Origin of the sequence: Erwinia sp. Eh17-17 (assembly GCF_039675725.1) — a bacterium.
Classification (GTDB): domain Bacteria; phylum Pseudomonadota; class Gammaproteobacteria; order Enterobacterales; family Enterobacteriaceae; genus Erwinia.
On sequence record NZ_JBDFQT010000002.1, the window covers coordinates 121,090 to 138,479 of the forward strand.

Consider the following 17,390-nt stretch of genomic DNA (forward strand, 5'->3'; position numbering starts at 1 on the left):
ACAGGGAAGACGTAATGCAAAAAATTTATTGTTTACTCCCGGCCACGCTGGTGCTGTTTTCTGTCAGCCACAGCGCCCCGGCCGCAGAAGTGACCGTGATGATTTCAGGGGGATTTAAAGCGGCGCTGGAAAAACTGGCCCCGCAGTATGAAGCGAAAAGCGGCGACACCATCAGGCTGGTGCCCGGCCCTTCGATGGGGAATACACCTCAGGCTATTCCGTCGCGCCTGGCGCGCGGAGAAAAGGCCGATGTGGTGATCATGGTAGGCGATGCGCTGAACCATCTGGAACAGGATAACCGGCTTCAACCCGGTTCCCGCGTCGAGCTGGCTGACTCGCCGATTGGTATGGTCGTCAGACAGGGGGATGCTGAACCTGATATCAAAAACGTTAGCGAACTGCGTAATACTCTCCTGCAGGCACGGTCTGTGGCGTATTCAGACAGCGCCAGCGGCCGCTATGTCAGCGGCCAGCTGTTTAAAAAGTTGGGTATTGAAGACCAGATGAGGCAGAAAGCGCATAAAGTTGAGCGCATTCCGGTGGCGTCCGAAGTGGCAAAAGGGACGTATACGCTTGGTTTCCAGCAGGTTAGCGAACTGCTACCTGTTCCGGGCGTCACCTTTATTGGCAAGCTGCCTGACAATGTGCAGTACGTTACGCGCTTTGCCGGTGCCATCACCGCCGGGGCAGACCATCGCCGCGAAGGTCAAGCGCTACTGGCGTTTTTGTCTTCCGCTAAGGCACAGGACACCATACGTGCCAGCGGAATGAGCCCGGTAGACGCTGAACGGCACGTTAAACAGCGTGATACTGTTCAGTGATCAACTTTTCCAGTTCGGCGGCAAGGTAGGACTGCATACGTCCGCTGCGTCTGATCAGCCCAACGGTGCGCTTCACCACCGGATCAGTCAGCGGTACGGATGTCAGGACCGAGTATTCTGACGCTGGCATCGACATTGCCGGCACGGCAGCAATACCCACCCCCGCTTCAACCATGCCGAGCATGGTGGTGACATGGCGGGTTTCACAGATGCTGGGGCGTTCAGGAATGATGTGCTCCAGCATCTGATCGAGCAGGTTACGGTTGCCGGAGGTCTTATCCAGCCCCACATAATCCTGCTGATAAAATTCCTGCCACGTCAGGCTTTTTCTGCTGGCAATGGGACGATCGCGACGGCAGGCAGCCACGTAGACATCCCCCACCAGCGGCAAAAATTCGATATTGGGTTGCAGACTTCGCGCAAAACAGATGCCGAAGTCCGCCTCGCCGCCGGCAACGGCTTCGATGACCTCCCCTGCGCTGCTATCGATAATCCTTACGCGTACCAGCGGATAGCGGGCCTGGAAACGACGGATCACATCGGGCATAAAATAGTAAGCTGCCGAGGGCACCGTGGCCACGGTGACCAGTCCGACGCGTTCCTGACTCACCTTATTGATATCTGCTAACAGCGACTCAACGTTTAACAGCAGCTGATCGGAGCGCGCAGCAAAGGTCTGCCCGTAAAGCGTCAGCGTCACGCGCCGGGTGGTTCTGTCGAACAGCTTAATGCCCAGCGCGGATTCCAGCTTTTCTATCCTGCGACTCAATGCCGACTGTGACAGGCAGATGGACTCTGCTGCAAGCCGAAAATTACCGTATTCGACCAGTGCCCGAAAGGCGTAAAGATCGTTGAGATCAAAATTAACGGGCATAGCGACAGATAATCCTTTCAGGGTCGGCAGGGGGTGAAAGAAAAAAGCATTCTGCTTAAGCTTACCTGGTCGCCCGCTACGGGTAAAGGCCATCCCGACAGCAGGCGATCCATTGCGCGAAACTCTGTTATCCCCTTTCCTGGCCGGGTCCCCCCTTACAGCGGCATTCTGTACTGGATGACGCCGGGATTCTCTGCAACCCAGTTATACAGCCGTTGCGCCGTGGCATTTGTTTCCTGGGTGTGCCAGTACAGTCTTGCACACTGGCGCTCTCTGGCCTGCTGCTGCACATACTCAATAAGATGTTTTCCCGTCTGTTTTCCCCGACTGTCCGCGGCAACAAACAGATCTTCTAAATAGCAGTAATCGTTAACGGCCCAGCTTGAAGCATGGAAAACATAGTGAACAAACCCGATGACGGTTTCTCCTTCTCTGGCGACGGCGCAGCAGAGCGGGCTGTCGGCATCAAAAAAGCGCTGCCACGTTGCAGCGGTCGCCTCTGCGGGTAATTTCACCTGGTAAAACTGCTGATAGCTCAGCCAGTAAGGCAGCCACTGTGAGTAGTCATCTTTCTGTACGGGAACAACGATAATTTCTTTTATTTTACATTTCATATCAGTCATTTATTTTCATCTCAACACGTCAGGAGAGGAAAGAGTACCGCGCACAGTGGTATCATATAAGAGACACTTTATTAATATTTAATGGATCCACTTTGCCACCAGAAAAGAACGTTGCCAGTTTCCCCGGCCTGTTGCTGAAAAAAGGAAAAATTAAAGAACAGTTCTATGGCGTGATTAAAGAGCTGATCCTCAGTGGTCAACTTCAGGCGGGCAGAAAGCTTCCCTCCAGCCGCACCTTTTCTGAAATGATGTCAATTTCCAGAAACTCGGTGCTGTCAGGTCTGGAACGCCTCACCGATGAAGGCTATCTGGTGGCGAAAAGAGGATCGGGAACCTATGTCGCCGCCGTCGTTCCTGATGACGTGATTGGTATCAAACCGGCGGCACCCGATAAGCAGACCGGCGGTGAAACCCACTCTCCTGACGTTAATCCGCAGACCCAGGTGATGAAGCAGCTGTGGCAGGAGACGCTGCCCCACTCCGGACAAAATCTGACGTTTAATATTGGCGTTGGCTGCAGTGATTTATTTCCCCATGAACTCTGGGGCCGTCTGCTGGGGCGTACCTGGCGGCAGTTCCGCCACCAGGACGGAAGGCTCAATGAAGCGATGGGGTACCGGCCGTTAAGGCGGGCTATCAGTGACTATGTGCGCACTACGCGGGGCCTGCACTGTACTGAGGAGCAGATCCTGATTGTCAGTGGCACCCAGCAGGCCATGAATCTGGCCGCGCAGGTGCTGCTACAGAAAGGTGATGAAGTCTGGCTGGATGAACCGGGTTACGATGGCGCATTAGGGGTATTTACCGCCATGGGCGCTAAAATTCGCCCGGTGATCGGCGATCAACACGGGATGGATATTGCTTATGGCATCAGGCACTGGCCCCTGGCAAAACTGATCTTCACCTCCCCTTCCCATCAGTTCCCCCTCGGCGGAACACTGAGTTTATCCCGTAGAATGGCGCTGCTCGACTGGGCAGCAGAGAATGATGCGTGGATTTTCGAGGACGATTACAACAGCGAGTTTCGCTATACCGCCCAGCCGATTCAGGCTCTTCAGGGGCTGGATCGGCACCAGCGCGTGATCTATGCGGGCACCTTCTCTAAAATGATGTTTCCGGGGTTCCATCTGGGCTTCCTGGTGGTGCCTGAAAATCTGGCGGAGCACTTTAAAATAGCGAAATACTACGCCGATACCCGGACCTCTTATTTAGAGCAAACGATACTGGCCACCTTCATTGCTGAAGAGCATTACGCGCGTCACGTGCGGCGGGTGAGAAAAGCCTGTCATGAGCGCCAGCGGGTGATGACTGAAGCTATTCAGCGCTATCTCCCTGAGATCGTCGGTGTGGAACCGTCTGATTCTGGCATCCATCTCGTCTGCTGGTTGTCGGAGGATATTGAAGAGTCCACTATGATTGAACACTGCCGTAAAGCGGGGTTAGGCGCACAGCCTCTTTCCCGCTACTGTCAGACCCGGCCAGAAAAACAGGCCATCCTGTTCGGTTTTGCCGCGCATTCCCCAGAGGATATTGTGGCGGGGATCAGGAAACTGGCTCAGCAAATGGCGAAAGAATGAACCATCAGGGAGAAAACATGCTCTACACCAGGCTTGGTAACAGCGATCTTACCGTTTCCCGCATCTGCATGGGCTGCATGGGATTTGGCGATGCATCAACGGGCCCGCACAGCTGGACGCTGGCCGAAGCGGAAAGCCGCGACATTATTCGCTATGGTCTGGAGCGCGGCATCAACTTTTACGATACCGCTATCGCCTATCAGGGCGGTTCCAGCGAGCGCTATGTCGGCAAAGCGCTACGTGAGATGGCCAGGCGCGAAGAGGTGGTGCTGGCGACGAAATTTCTTCCGCGAAGCGACGCACAAATCGCGGCCGGGGTAAGCGCGAAGGAGGCCATCACTCTCTCGCTGAACCAGAGCCTGCGTAACCTTGGTATGGAATATATCGATCTCTATATCTGCCACATGTGGGACTACCACACCCCGATTACCGAGGTGCTTGTCGCGCTGCATGAGGCGGTGAAAGCGGGCAAAGTGCGGGCGATTGGCATATCTAACTGCTTTGCGTGGCAGCTGGCCAAAGCTAACGCCCTGGCGCAGCGGGAAAACCTGACGCCGTTTGTCTCCGTGCAGAGCCACTACAACCTGATTATGCGCGAAGATGAGCGCGAACTGGCCGGCCTGTGCGCTGAAGATAATATCGCCATGACGCCTTACAGCGCGCTGGCGAGCGGACGGCTGTCGCGTCCGGCAGAGGCAGAGACCCGGCGGGGGCAGGAGGATAACTATGCCAGAGGCAAATACGATAAAACGGCCGCGCAGGATCAGCGGGTTATTGACCGGGTAACGGAACTTGCTGTCCGCCACGCGGTGTCTATGACCGAAATCTCGCTGGCATGGTTACTGACAAAAGTCACCGCCCCCGTGGTTGGTGCGACGAAAAAACACCATATTGACGGTGCGGTGAATGCGCTGAATCTGGTGCTAAGCGCTGATGAAATCCGCTATCTGGAGGAGTGCTACCTGCCGCACAGCCTGTCCGGGATTATGGCGCAGAACCGCCCGCTGACAACATAACGTCAGAGCATCAGTCCGGCATCCTGACTACCACTTTCCCCTTAGCGTGCCCTTCGGCAAGATACGCCAGGGCCTGCCGGGTTTCGGCAAAGGGGAACACCCTGTCGATTACCGGCTTAATCTGCTCAGTTTCCAGCAGACTGCCGATTTTACTCAGCCGCTCGCCGTCTGGGCGCACAAACAGAAATGAGTAGCTGACGCCGCGCTTTTTCGCCAGGCGCATTATCCTGCGGCTCATGAATGCGAAGACCAGGGTCAGCAGTACATTCAATCCCCTGGCGCGGGCAAACGCCGCGTCCAGCGGCCCGACCAGAGACACTATTTTTCCGCCCGGTCTGAGAATAGCGATCGCCTTTTCCATCGCCTCCCCTCTTATCGTGCCAAGCACGACATCGACCTCCGCCAGCACGTCGGTAAACGCCTGCTTTTTATAATCAATCACCTGGTCTGCGCCCAGCGGCTTCAGCCATTCGACGTTGCCGGTGCTGGTCGTGGTGGCGACCGTGGCCCCCATCTGCTTTGCCAGCTGAATCGCCAGCGTGCCAATTCCTCCCGATCCCGCCGGGATGAATACCTTCTGACCGGACCGCAGCCCGGCGCGTTCTGCCAGCGCCTGCCAGGCCGTGAGGCTCACCATGGGCAGAGAGGCCGCCTGCAGGAAATCGAGGTTTGCCGGTTTCAGCGCCGCCGCGCCCTCAGACACCACGGCAAATTCGGCAAGAGAACCGTTTCCGGTATCAAAAATGCTGGCGAAGACGGCATCGCCGGGTCTGAATCGTGTGACATCCTTCCCCACCGCAGTAACGATGCCGGACAGGTCGCTCCCCTGGATAGCGGGTAACTGAAACCGCAGCACCGGCCTGAAGATGCCCGTTGGGATCATATTATCGATGGGGTTGAGACCCACGGCACAGACCTTCACCAGCATCTCATTGGCGCCGGGCGAAGGAATATCTACGTCATCAAATCCGGCATCGGGCAGCTTACCGTAGCGTTTAAACGTCCAGGCTTTCATTGTCTTAGTGTTCACTGGCAGGCCCCCTGTCCAGCTGAAGGCTGTTACGCACCACCCTGTCCAGCAGGCTGGCCGGTGCAAATCTGAGCAGGAAGTTTAATCGGGCGGCTAATTTTCCCGCCGTGTAGCGCAACTTCGGACGTGCAGCCTGAACCGCTTTGACCACCACCCCGGCCACCACTTCCGGGCTCTCTGCTTCAGCCATGGCCTTGCTCACCACTTTTTTCAGCTTAGCCCGGATAGCCTCGTACTCTGCCAGCACGGCATCCGGCTCCACATTATTGGCGTCAAAACGGGTTTTGATGTAGGCGGGTTCAATCACAGAGACCCGGATACCCCGGGTGCGCAATTCATGATCGAGCGCGCCGGAATACCCTTCGACCGCATGCTTACTGGCCGCATAAAGTGCCACATACGGTAACGGGATCACGCCCAGTATTGAGCCGATGTTGATGATGCGCCCCGCGCCCTGACGGCGCATATGGGGGATCACCGCCCGGCTCACTCTGACTATTCCGAAGAAGTTGGTATCGAAAATGTCTTTCGCCTGGCGGACCGAGCTTTCTTCCGCCGCTGCGGGGGCCACGCCGAAGCCGGCATTATTCACCAGAACATCAATGCGCCCCTCGCGCCTGATTAGCTCAGCGATCGCGGCATCAACGGAAGCGTCACTGGTCACATCGAGCGCCAGCACGGAAAAGGGGTGTTTGCCCATACCCGGTGAACCGCGGCGGCTGGTGCCGTAAACCGTATACCCTGCGGCTAAAAGTTGATTGGCCGTGGCCTCACCAATGCCTGATGAAGCCCCCGTCACCAGCGCAACGCGTTTATTTGTCATGATGAAATCAGACCTGTGAAAAATTGTTGAGGGTGCTCATCCGTGGTGTCAGCACGGTGATGTGGGGTTTGCCCTGCACAGCATCACGCAGCATGATGGCGATGCAGGGCGACACGCACTGACTACGCGGATTTATAGCGCGCAGCGGCTTCATCCTGTTTGATGTCTGCCAGCAGCGTCTGTCTTGCGGTATCCAGCGCATCCCAGCGTGCCGCATTTTGCAGCGGAGGGATGGTGACGAGTTCACGACGGTCGAAGCCCACCAGCGCGGCATCCACTAACTCCCCCACTTCCATCATTTTCGACGCGCTGCTGATATCGATTCCGGCGCGCTGCCAGATCTCCGTATAGGTGCCGGCAGGCAGTACCGCCTGAACATAGATGCCCTTAGACGCCAGCTCCAGACTCATTCCCTGTGACAGGAACAGCACATAGGCTTTGGTTGCGCCATACACCGACATCATGAACTCCGGGGCCAGACCGACGACGGAGCTGATATTGACGATCGATCCCTCGCCGGACTGCACCAGGCGCGGAGTCACCGCGCTGGCCAGCCGCGTCAGCGCGGTGACGTTCAGTGCAATCAGACGCTCAACGGAATCCGCCGTCTGCTCAGTAAAACTGCCCGACTGGGCAATCCCGGCGTTATTAATCAGTATTCCGATACGCGCATCGTCACGCAGACGCGTTTCGACCGCCGCGAGATCGTCCGCCTGGGTGAGGTCCGCCGCCAGCACGTCAACCGCAACGCCGTGCTGCTGGCGCAGATGCCCGGCAAGCTGCTCCAGCTTTGCTCTGTCGCGCGCGACCAGCACCAGGTCGTGGCCCCGTCGGGCGAAACGTTCAGCGTAAACGGCACCAATACCTGTCGATGCACCGGTAATAAGGACTGAAGGTTGAGTCGTTGATTGATTGGTCATGGTGGTTCCCCGGAATGGTGATGAATAAAGGCACAGGCCTAATGATGATGATCAACATCTAAAATGTCAACGTTTTGATTACGACCATCATCAATGTATACTGGTCGGGTGATTTTTTAATAATGGATTCAGAAACGATGAAAGTGTCGAAAGAAAAGGTTCGCGAAAACCGACAGCGCATTGTGGAGACGGCCTCCGTGCTGTTTCGCGAGCGCGGCTATGATGGCGTCGGCGTCGCGGAACTGATGTCCGCGGCGGGTCTTACTCACGGCGGTTTCTACAAGCACTTTGGCTCCAAGGCTGACCTGATGGCGGAGGCGATGAGCTGTGGTTTTTCACGGTCGGCGCAAAGCAGCCAGGGCGTAAGCCGCGACGACTTCGTGAAGTACTACCTCTCGCGGGAACATCGCGACGGTGTGGGCGAGGGCTGCGTGATGTCGGCGCTCGGGGCGGATACCGCCCGTCAGTCTGAATCTATTAAGGCGGGGTTTGCCAGCGGCATTGAACATCAGCTGGCCCTGTTGCTCGGTGAAGAGGGGGCGGGTGACGTGTCGCGTGCCGACCTCATCGCCATCATGGCACAGCTGGTTGGCGCCCTGGTGCTGTCACGCGCCTGCCCTGATGATTCGGCCCTGGCCGATGAAATTCTGGCGGTGTGCCGCGCCCGGATTCTCAGCCAGGACGTTGAAAAAGCATGAACACAGGTCGTTTTGAAAATGGAGCAGGGACTCATCTCCCCGCTCACTATCAGCAGAACAGCCGCCGGGTTTTCCCGCTTAGCTTAATTTAACGCTTCAGGATAATCCGCGACGCGGCTGTTCTGACTCAATCCGCTTACCCGTGGAGAAATGTGCGGATTTAGCGGATTTTTTTCTGCGGTATCTCCTGCGAAAAACGTGCGCTTCTTGCATCACGCTCATAGCCCTGCATTTCGGTCAGTATGCCGTATAACTCCGGGCGACGGCCGTGGATCCAGCGACGACCGGTGCTCATTGCCAGCAAGGTTAAATCGAGCTCGGCGCTGACCATGGCATCACCGGCTGCCCAGGTTTCGTCAATAATTCTTCCATACGGGTCAAGGATCATGGCGTTACCGCTGCGTACCTCTTCTTCGTCCGCGCCGACGCCGTTGCTGAAGAGAATAAACAGCCCGTTGTCGTGGGCGCGCGCTGGCAGCCAGCGCATCAGCCAGCCCCGTCCGTTTGGTCCTTTAAAGGCGGCGGTAATCTCTTGCTGGCGCGTCTCGCGCTGTTCCCAGAGCTCCAGCGGGATCGGCTTCATGCCGCAGGGGCTTAGTGATTGCGTCCCCCCCGTCTGGTGCGGCGCGAGAAGGATATCCGCGCCAAGCAGCGCCGTTGCACGCACATTCTCTACAAGATTGTTGTCCCAGCAGATGAGGATTCCTACTTTCACACCCCAGGGGGTATCAAATACGGTAAATCTTTCGCCGCTGCCGATAGCCGGGTGTTCGAAGGCGTGAAGTTTACGATGGGTATGTATCGTACCGTCCGGCATGCAGGCCACATAAGCATTATAGAGACGGCCATCTTCGGCTCGTTCGATAAGCCCGGCACCAATCAGCATCTGATGTTTGATCGCCAGCGAGCGGATCAGTGCCAGCGAGGGACTGGTCTCTACTGCTTCGGCCAGCGCGGATACCTCTGAGGCCGCCAGCCTGGTGACGTGCCAGTAGCCGGTGATACACATTTCCGGGAAGGTCAGGATCTTCACCTGCTGCAATGCGGCCTGTTGAATAAATTTCTCCATCATCAGCAGGTTGTATTGTTTGTTACCCGCCTGATGCTGAAACTGCACGGTGGCCGCCTTTAAGGTCGTTAGTGTGCTCATGTAAACTCTCCAGAAGTGATCAGAATGGTATTACAGCAGCCTGCCTGATAACGGTATAATCAATTGATTTTCAATTCTGATAACTTTCTGGAATGTAATTAATGAACCTTCGGCTGCTTAACGCCTTTGTGACTCTTGCGAAGAAAGGAAATTATGCCGACGCTGCACGGGCACTTTTTGTCTCGCAGCCCGCCCTGACCAAGCAGATTAATCTGCTGGAGTCACAGATCAATATTTCCCTGTTTTCCCGTGGACGCTCCGGCACAACGCTGACCCCGGCAGGCAGGCGACTGCTGTCAGAGGCTGAAAAAGTCATCGGGCAGGCGCGGTTATTTCTACTGCATGCAGAGCAGATAACAAAAGGGAGTGCCGGCAATCTGGCGGTGGGATTCGGGCTATCCAGTTTCTATCTGGCCCCGCACTGTATCGCAGAATTTCGCCGTCGCTTCCCACAGGTAGACATATCGTTAACGGACCTTCCCTCCACGCAGCAGTACGCGCTGTTGCAAAGTGACGAACTTCAGGTGGGATTTGTCCGGGTTCCTCCTGCCGTTCCGCTTGATTATCTGCCGTTATTCAAAGACCGACTGGTACTGGTTACGCCGCAAGAAACGGCTAACAGTGTCGCTGACTGGCTGAAAAATCACCCTCTGCTGCGGCTTCATACCGAACGGGGCCGCGGGTTGAATGTGCAAATTGATCGCTTCCTGCACGATAACGCCCTTTTCGCCTCATCCACTCAGCTGGCTGACGATATTCATACCATTGTCGCGCTGGTGGTTGCGGGTATTGGCGTAGCGCTGCTGCCAGAAAGCGTTATGCATATTGCACCGCCGGGGTTACATATTATTGCGTTAAACGGTGAGTCAGTAAGCTGGCAGATGGGCATTGCATGGAACGGCAGAACAGAAGATATCATCAGGGATAATTTTATTGCGGCGGTTAAAGCAGGTAAGCGATTTTCCGCGCAATAATGATGACCTCCCTGTCTGCCCGCTCACGGGGGGAACAAAAGCCGCGCAGACTTTTCTTCACGGCCGGTTAATACATGTTTTTATGCGGGCCTCACCCTCACCAGTTCACACACACCTTGCCGAAGTGTTTACCGCTTTGCAGACGGGCAAACGCCTCGCTAATGCGGTCGTAGCTAAACACCTGGTCGATCACCGGTTTCTGCGCCATCAGCGCCAGCGCATTCACATAGTCGATCTGATCCTGACGACTGCCGACGATCAGTCCTTCAATGCGCACCTGTTTTGCCAGCACGCTGAAAACAGACAGCGCGGCGTCAGTGCCGGATAACACGCCGATCGCCGCAATGTGACCGCCAACCTTGACGGCTTTCAGCGATTCATTCAGCGTGGCAGGCCCGCCGACTTCAACCACATGATCAACACCCGCGCCCTGCGTCAGCTCCAGCACTTTATCGCCCCACGCAGGCGTAGTGCGGTAGTTGATGGTGTCATCGGCACCCAGTTTGCGCACCAGCGCCAGTTTTTCGTCCGAGGAAGAGGTAGCAATCACTCTGGCTCCCATGGCTTTCGCCAGCTGTAATGCGGCAATCGACACGCCGCCAGTGCCCTGCACCAGCACCGTCTCACCCGCTTTTAAGCGACCGTTGACCACTAATGCGCGCCATGCCGTCAGGCCAGAGGTAGTGATGGTGGCCGCTTCAGTGTGTGACCAGCCCGCTGGCGCGTGGGTGAAGGCATTCGCCGAACGCACCACGACCTCACAGGCCAGGCCATCGACACCATCCCCCGGCGTGTGCGAAAAACCGCCGACGGCCAGGGTTGCCCTGCCTGCCGTCCACACCGGGAAGAAGGTAGAAACCACGGCATCACCGGCGCGGAATTCTGTTACGCCCTCGCCCACGGCTTCAACCGTGCCGGCTCCGTCAGACAGCAGAATACGTCCATCCTCAACGGGCATGCCGCCGGTGGCCACCATCAGATCGTGGAAGTTAAGCGAGCTGGCTTTAATCGCCACTCTGATTTCCCCTTTGCCGGGCTGACCGGGGTCGTTAACGTCGGTGAGCTGAATGCTGTTCAGACTGAACGGATGACTGATTGTGACTGCTTTCATCTTATTCTCCTGATAAAGACGTGTCTGGCACGTGCCAGTGATTTACCGCAACAGGTTACACCCGATGGTCACTGGGCAGATACGCACTATGCGCTATTGTGCTCACCTTCACCCACCGCGTATCGTCCCGCGCCAGATAAAGTCGGCGTGGTACAGGCGCGTTTCGCCGGGCATCTCCTGCTCCGGCGCGAGTGACAGCGGGTCTTCACGCTGCTCCTCTGCCACCAGCCAGGCGACGGCGTCACGGGCAAACTGTTCCACCGGCTGCACGAAGGTGGTCAGATGATAGGATGACCAGGCCGCCTGCGGAATATCATCGTAGCCCGCCACGCAGAGGTCCTCAGGAATACGCAGGGAAAAGCGGTGACGCGCCTCATCCATAAAGCCACAGGCCAGCAGGTCGGTTACGCAGAATACCGCATCGGGACGTTCGCGGCGCGTCAGCAGGCGGTGCGCGAGGATCTGCCCGCTCTCATAGGACGTGGTGCCGAAGCGCTCCACGCTGACCCTCATTCCGACGGCTTCTGCGGCCTGAATGAACCCGCTTTCACGCGCCATCAGGCTCGGCGTACCCGCCAGCGAGTTGGCGAACGCGACGTGCTGACAGCCCGCACGGGCAAACGCCATCACCACCCGGCTGGCAGCCTCGGCATTATCCAGATTAATACTCAGCGAGCCCGGCAGCACGTCGTTACGGTTAATCATCACCAGCCGCTGGCCGTGCTTGTGGCACAGACGCGCAATGGCGCTCTCCGGCATGCCGGAGAGCACGAAGGAGGCGTCGGCGCGATAGTTAATCGCCTGCTGTAACGCCTGCGATACGCTGTCATCAGAGCGATCGGTGTTGATCAGCATGGCGATTTTCCCGGCCTCCTGCAGATGCTGGGTCACCAGCCGCACCAGGCTGGCGCGATACGGCGTCGCCAGGTCAGAGACGATCAGACAGACAATGCCGCTGCGGTTGCTGACCAGCCCGCGCGCCAGATGATTAACGTGATAACCCAGCGCTTCTGCCGCCTGCATCACCCTTTTCCGCGTGGCTGCCGACACGCTGGCACCCGGTGTGAAGGTGCGCGACACCGCCGAACGGGAAACCCCCGCCATCTCCGCGACATCTTTCGCACTGACTACTGCCTTTTCCATTACGTTACCCGCCAGGTTTGCGTTGACGTGAGTCTGTCGCACTTTGCACGGCTGTGCAATTAATTTTGTTGCTTTATTGTTTCATTTTTGTGACGCAGCAGCTGAATTGCATCACAGCACGATTGACAGGGTAATTATTAACCATTAATTAATTGCACACACGTGCAAAAAATTATGCACAAAAACCTGGCGACAACGTATCGCCTACCCTACACCCAAGGAGAACACCATGTATCGCGTCACTCTGATGGCGGTCATCGCCGCTGGCTCCGCGCTCTCAGCCCTTCCGGCTCAGGCCGCTGAAAAGCTGAATATGATCTGCTCTGCCGATGTGGTTGTCTGTGAGCAAATGACTAATCTGTTTGAGAAACAGCATCCGGATATCAAGGTCAGTATGGTACGCCTCTCTGCGGGTGAAGCCTATGCGCGTATCCGTACCGAAGCACGTAACCCGCGTACCGATATCTGGTGGGCAGGCACTGGCGATCCGCATATGCAGGCCGCCGACGAGGGCTTAACCCAGGCGTATAAATCACCGCTGCTCGACCAGCAGCAGGACTGGGCGCGCAAGCAGGCGGAAAGCGCCCAGTTCCGCACCGTCGGCGTGTATGCCGGGGCGCTGGGCTGGGGGTATAACACCAAACTGGTGGAACAGAAGAAGCTGAAAGCCCCGGCCTGCTGGGCTGACCTGCTGGACCCGTCATGGAAGGGGGAAATCCAGATGGCGAACCCGAATTCCTCCGGCACCGCCTATAACACCCTGGCCACGCTGGTACAGATTATGGGCGAAGAGAAAGCCTTCGATTATCTGAAAAAACTGAACGCCAATATCTCCCAGTACACCAAGTCTGGATCCGCCCCGGTGAAAGCCGCTGCGCGTGGCGAAACCACCGTCGGCATTGTGTTTATGCACGATGCGGTGGCCATGCAGGTCGATGGCTTCCCGGTTAAAGCGGTCGCGCCGTGCGAAGGTACCGGCTATGAAATCGGCTCAATGTCGATCGTTAAAGGTGCCCGCAATCTGGCTGCCGCCAAAGTCTGGTACGACTGGGCGCTCAGCGCCGACGCGCAGTCTCATATGAAAGACGCCAAATCCTTCCAGCTGCCGTCGAACAAAAATGCGGCCATCTCCGAATATGCTCCGCGCTTCGAGAACATCAAGCTGATCGACTACGACTTTAAAACCTACGGTGACTCGGCTAAACGCAAAGCCCTGCTCAGCCGCTGGGATAAAGAGATCGGTGCCAGCGCCCAGTAGTTCCCCTCCCTTCCCCTCCCGCCCGGTGCGGGAGGCCTGGTAACGAACCATCGAGGTTATGATGAATGCTCAAAACCGCCGCCTGGACGGGGCTTTAGCGCTGGGCGCAATCGCCATTCTGCTGCTGCCCTGGTACAGCCAGGAAGCCGGGTTTTTCGACTTTGGCTGGCTGACCACGCTGTGGCAGGATCGCGACAGCGCCCCCGCGCTGTGGCAGATTGCGCTGTTCCAGCGCCCCTGGCTGACCATCGCCGTGCTGATGCTGTCAATCGCCGGGCTGGGCCGCCTGCTGCCCGTTGGCAATAAACGCTCCTGGCTGCTGATCGGCGCCAGCTGCGCCGGAATACTTTTCCTGCTGTTTGAAGGGCACGCCATCGGCTATACCGGCTGGAACTGGCAGTGGAGCGAGCAGCTGTTTGGCACCCTGAGCGACGGCCAGCCCGCGTTCGGCGCCGGTGCCATCCTGCTGCTGACCACCTTCCTGCTGCTGTTCTCTTTTGCGCTGGCAGAGCGCGGCGTGCTGCGCGGTGATGCCTTCGTGGTCGCCGCCATTGTGCTGCTGGTGGCGCTGGTCACCACCTTTGTGCTCTATCCGGTGCTGAGCATGTTTGTTGCCTCAGTGCAGGACGTGGACGGCTCCTTTAAACCGGACGGCATGATCGCCAATATTCAGGACCCGGCGATCTGGAGCCTCGGCTGTCTGACCGGCGGCGGGGGTTGCGGCACCGCATGGCGCACGCTGTGGCTGGCGCTGATGACCGCCAGCGGCTCCACCCTGCTCGGCCTGGCGTTTGCGCTGGCGGCCACCCGCACGCCGCTGCCGTTTAAGAAAGGGCTGCGCCTGCTGACCGTGCTGCCGATTATCACCCCACCGTTTGTGATTGGCCTGGCGCTGATGCTGCTGTTTGGTCGCGCTGGTGTGGTTACCGAACTGCTGGCCACCCTGTTTGGCATTGAGCCTGGCCGCTGGCTGTACGGCCTGACCGGCATCTGGATCGCTCAGGTGCTGTCGTTTACGCCAATCGCCTTCCTAGTGTTGATCGGCGTGGTCGAGGGCGTCAGCCCGTCGCTGGAAGAAGCCTCTCAGACCCTGCGCGCTAACCGCTGGCGCACCTTCCGCTACGTCTCGCTGCCGCTGATGGCGCCGGGGCTGGCCAATGCGTTCCTGATAAGCTTTATCGAGAGCATGGCGGACTTCGGTAACCCGATGGTGCTGGGCGGCAGCCACGGCGTGCTGTCTACCGAGATCTTCTTCTCCGTGGTCGGGGCACAGAACGACCCGAGCCGTGCGGCGGTGCTGGCGATTATCCTGCTGTGCTTCACCCTCAGCGCCTTTATCCTCCAGCGCCTGTGGCTGGCGGGTAAAAACTTTGCCACCGTCACCGGTAAAGGCGACTCCGGCCAGCACTGTGGGCTGCCGCGCGCCCTGCGCTATGGCGTGTATGCGCTGGTGATCCCGTGGGGTCTGTTCACCCTGGTGATCTACGGCATGATCCTGATTGGCGGCTTTGTGCAGTCGTGGGGGCTGGACAGCAGCCTGACGCTGGCGCACTACGCCCGCGCCTTCGGCTTCCACTGGAGTGAAGGCCAGATGGTGTGGACCGGCGTCGCCTGGAACTCGTTCTGGACCACGATGGAAATCGCGCTGATTGCCGCACCGCTCACCGCCATCGTTGGGCTGCTGACCGCCTGGCTGATCGTGCGCCAGAAGTTTGCCGGACGTCAGACCTTCGAGTTTATGCTGATGCTCAGCTTTGCCATCCCCGGCACGGTGATTGGCGTCAGCTACATCATGGCGTACAACCTGCCGCCGCTGGAGATCACCGGCACCGCGCTGATCCTCGTCGCCTGCTTTGTCTTCCGTAATATGCCGGTCGGCGTACGCGGCGGGATTGCCGCCATGAGCCAGCTGGACCGCAGCCTGGATGAAGCCTCGCTGACGCTGGGGGCCAGCAGCTTCCGCACGCTGCGCAAAGTGATCCTGCCGCTGCTGAAACCGGCGATCAGCGCCGCGCTGGTGTATGCCTTCGTGCGGGCGATTACCTCGATCAGCGCGGTGATTTTCCTCGTCAGCGCGCAGTACAACATGGCCACCTCGTATATTGTCGGCCTGGTTGAAAACGGGGAATACGGCGTGGCTATCGCCTACTCCTCCGTACTTATTGTGGTGATGCTGACGGTGATCGTCACCTTCCAGCTGCTGGTCGGTGAACGCCGCCTGCGCCGCGCCACCCGCATTGCTACCGTCCCGGCGGCTACGCCACCGGGATTACATCAGGAGAGTGCCGTATGACGACCATTCGTTCAGGCTCAGTGGTGTTTGACAACGTCACCAAACAGTTTGCTGATTTCAACGCCCTGCCCGGCCTGTCGCTGACCGTGGAGCCAGGCACTCTGGTGACACTGCTCGGCCCCAGCGGCTGCGGAAAAACCACCACCCTGCGCCTGCTGGCCGGGCTGGAGCACCCGACCTCCGGGCGGATTCTGATCGGCGGCAAGGATGTGACCCATCTTCCCGCCAACGAGCGCGACGTGGCGATGGTATTTCAGTCCTACGCCCTGTTCCCGCATATGAGCGCGCTGGATAACGTGATGTACGGCCTGCTGTCCGGCGGGCTGTCGAAGAAGGAGGCGCAGGACCGCGCGCGCGAGGGGATGAAGCTGGTCGGGCTGGAAAGTATGGGGCAGCGCTTACCGGCAGAGCTGTCGGGCGGTCAGCAGCAGCGTATTGCCGTGGCGCGTGCGCTGGTGCTGGAACCGCAGGTGCTGCTGCTGGATGAGCCACTCTCCAACCTGGATGAGCGCCTGCGCCGCCGCGTACGTACCGAAATCCGCGATCTGCAACAGCGCCTCGGCTTTACGGCGGTGTACGTGACTCACGATCAGGAAGAGGCGCTGGCCGTCTCCGATAAGATAATTGTCATGAAAGAGGGGCATATTGCCCAGCAGGGCGCGCCGCAGGAGCTGTACCAGTCGCCCGCGTCGGTGTTTATCGCCGACTTCATGGGCGAGGCCAACATCCTGCCCTGCGATATCCGTCGGGTAGAAGGCTCTGAGGCGGTCATTGCGCTGGGCGACCGCGAGTATCGCGTCCCCGGCGCTCACGCCCGCCCCGGTGCAGCGCAGCTGTCGGTGCGGCCGCAGTTTATTACGCTGCATACCGACCCGACGGGGGGGCTGAATGGCGAAGTCACCCACAGCACCTGGCTGGGGGATCATATTGAATATGAAGTCCAGACCGCGCTGGGCGCGCTGTTTATTATCGATGTACAGATGGCAGGCCAGCTGGCACCGGGCACCGCTGTCGCCGTAGATTTCAAACCTCAGGGGCTGGCGCTGATTGCGCAGTCATCCCCTTTTAATAAGGACTGA

The 17,390-nt window shown here is 58.2% G+C and carries 16 protein-coding genes; 8 read left to right on the forward strand and 8 right to left on the reverse strand.

Features of this window, described 5'->3' with window-relative positions; genetic code table 11:
- Positions 1-14: 14 nt before the first annotated feature.
- On the forward strand, positions 15-821 hold the full coding sequence (locus ABEH87_RS05925; protein ID WP_346574816.1) for a substrate-binding domain-containing protein: 807 nt from the start codon (positions 15-17) through the stop codon (positions 819-821).
- Here the strand turns inward: ABEH87_RS05925 and ABEH87_RS05930 are convergent.
- Together ABEH87_RS05930 and ABEH87_RS05935 are read right to left on the reverse strand one after the other, a co-directional pair.
- Positions 796-1,695, reverse strand: a complete 900-nt coding sequence (locus ABEH87_RS05930) for a LysR family transcriptional regulator (protein WP_346574818.1) — start codon at positions 1,693-1,695, stop codon at positions 796-798. The two genes, ABEH87_RS05925 and ABEH87_RS05930, sit on opposite strands and share 26 nt — an antisense overlap.
- A gap of 155 nt (positions 1,696-1,850) precedes the next feature.
- Positions 1,851-2,318, reverse strand: a complete 468-nt coding sequence (locus ABEH87_RS05935; RefSeq protein ID WP_346574820.1) for a GNAT family N-acetyltransferase — start codon at positions 2,316-2,318, stop codon at positions 1,851-1,853.
- A 92-nt stretch (positions 2,319-2,410) separates the two neighbouring features.
- On the opposite strand from ABEH87_RS05935, the gene ABEH87_RS05940 reads away from it, so the two are divergent.
- The gene (locus ABEH87_RS05940; RefSeq protein WP_346574822.1) at positions 2,411-3,895 is read left to right on the forward strand and encodes a PLP-dependent aminotransferase family protein; all 1,485 of its coding nucleotides are present in this window, start codon (positions 2,411-2,413) and stop codon (positions 3,893-3,895) included.
- A gap of 17 nt (positions 3,896-3,912) precedes the next feature.
- Entirely contained in the window at positions 3,913-4,911 is a 999-nt protein-coding gene (locus ABEH87_RS05945) for an aldo/keto reductase (protein ID WP_346574824.1), read from the forward strand.
- Between the two features lie 10 nt (positions 4,912-4,921).
- On the opposite strand, the gene ABEH87_RS05950 is transcribed toward ABEH87_RS05945, so the two are convergent.
- The 3 genes from ABEH87_RS05950 to ABEH87_RS05960 form a co-directional block, all read right to left on the reverse strand.
- Positions 4,922-5,941, reverse strand: a complete 1,020-nt coding sequence (locus tag ABEH87_RS05950; RefSeq protein ID WP_346574826.1) for an NADP-dependent oxidoreductase — start codon at positions 5,939-5,941, stop codon at positions 4,922-4,924.
- A complete protein-coding gene (locus ABEH87_RS05955) occupies positions 5,931-6,764 on the reverse strand; it encodes an oxidoreductase (protein ID WP_346574828.1) in 834 nt (277 codons plus the stop codon). Before ABEH87_RS05955 ends, ABEH87_RS05950 begins: the two co-directional genes overlap by 11 nt.
- Before the next feature lie 122 nt (positions 6,765-6,886).
- Positions 6,887-7,684 (reverse strand): SDR family oxidoreductase, encoded by a 798-nt coding sequence (locus ABEH87_RS05960; RefSeq protein ID WP_346574829.1) that lies wholly within the window; start codon positions 7,682-7,684, stop codon positions 6,887-6,889.
- A 137-nt stretch (positions 7,685-7,821) separates the two neighbouring features.
- On the opposite strand from ABEH87_RS05960, the gene ABEH87_RS05965 reads away from it, so the two are divergent.
- Positions 7,822-8,382, forward strand: coding sequence for a TetR/AcrR family transcriptional regulator (locus ABEH87_RS05965; RefSeq protein WP_346574831.1), 561 nt, complete (start codon positions 7,822-7,824; stop codon positions 8,380-8,382).
- A gap of 160 nt (positions 8,383-8,542) precedes the next feature.
- On the opposite strand, the gene ABEH87_RS05970 is transcribed toward ABEH87_RS05965, so the two are convergent.
- Positions 8,543-9,532 (reverse strand): nitrilase family protein, encoded by a 990-nt coding sequence (locus tag ABEH87_RS05970; protein ID WP_346574833.1) that lies wholly within the window; start codon positions 9,530-9,532, stop codon positions 8,543-8,545.
- Between the two features lie 101 nt (positions 9,533-9,633).
- Here ABEH87_RS05970 and ABEH87_RS05975 point away from each other — a divergent pair, with 101 nt between their 5' ends.
- Complete coding sequence (locus ABEH87_RS05975; RefSeq protein ID WP_346574835.1) at positions 9,634-10,506, forward strand: LysR family transcriptional regulator; 873 nt, start codon at positions 9,634-9,636, stop codon at positions 10,504-10,506.
- A 97-nt stretch (positions 10,507-10,603) separates the two neighbouring features.
- Here ABEH87_RS05975 and ABEH87_RS05980 read toward each other — a convergent pair whose 3' ends face one another.
- Together ABEH87_RS05980 and ABEH87_RS05985 are read right to left on the reverse strand one after the other, a co-directional pair.
- Positions 10,604-11,617, reverse strand: coding sequence for an NAD(P)-dependent alcohol dehydrogenase (locus tag ABEH87_RS05980; RefSeq protein WP_346574837.1), 1,014 nt, complete (start codon positions 11,615-11,617; stop codon positions 10,604-10,606).
- A 108-nt stretch (positions 11,618-11,725) separates the two neighbouring features.
- Positions 11,726-12,760, reverse strand: a complete 1,035-nt coding sequence (locus tag ABEH87_RS05985; RefSeq protein WP_346574839.1) for a LacI family DNA-binding transcriptional regulator — start codon at positions 12,758-12,760, stop codon at positions 11,726-11,728.
- A gap of 229 nt (positions 12,761-12,989) precedes the next feature.
- Between ABEH87_RS05985 and ABEH87_RS05990 the strand changes: the two genes are divergently transcribed.
- The 3 genes from ABEH87_RS05990 to ABEH87_RS06000 all read left to right on the forward strand — a co-directional run bounded on the left by ABEH87_RS05990 (position 12,990) and on the right by ABEH87_RS06000 (position 17,390).
- On the forward strand, positions 12,990-14,018 hold the full coding sequence (locus tag ABEH87_RS05990) for an ABC transporter substrate-binding protein (RefSeq protein ID WP_346574841.1): 1,029 nt from the start codon (positions 12,990-12,992) through the stop codon (positions 14,016-14,018).
- A 61-nt stretch (positions 14,019-14,079) separates the two neighbouring features.
- Positions 14,080-16,311 (forward strand): iron ABC transporter permease, encoded by a 2,232-nt coding sequence (locus ABEH87_RS05995; protein WP_346576151.1) that lies wholly within the window; start codon positions 14,080-14,082, stop codon positions 16,309-16,311.
- Positions 16,308-17,390 (forward strand): ABC transporter ATP-binding protein, encoded by a 1,083-nt coding sequence (locus tag ABEH87_RS06000; RefSeq protein WP_346574842.1) that lies wholly within the window; start codon positions 16,308-16,310, stop codon positions 17,388-17,390. The genes ABEH87_RS05995 and ABEH87_RS06000 overlap by 4 nt, the downstream gene beginning before the upstream one ends.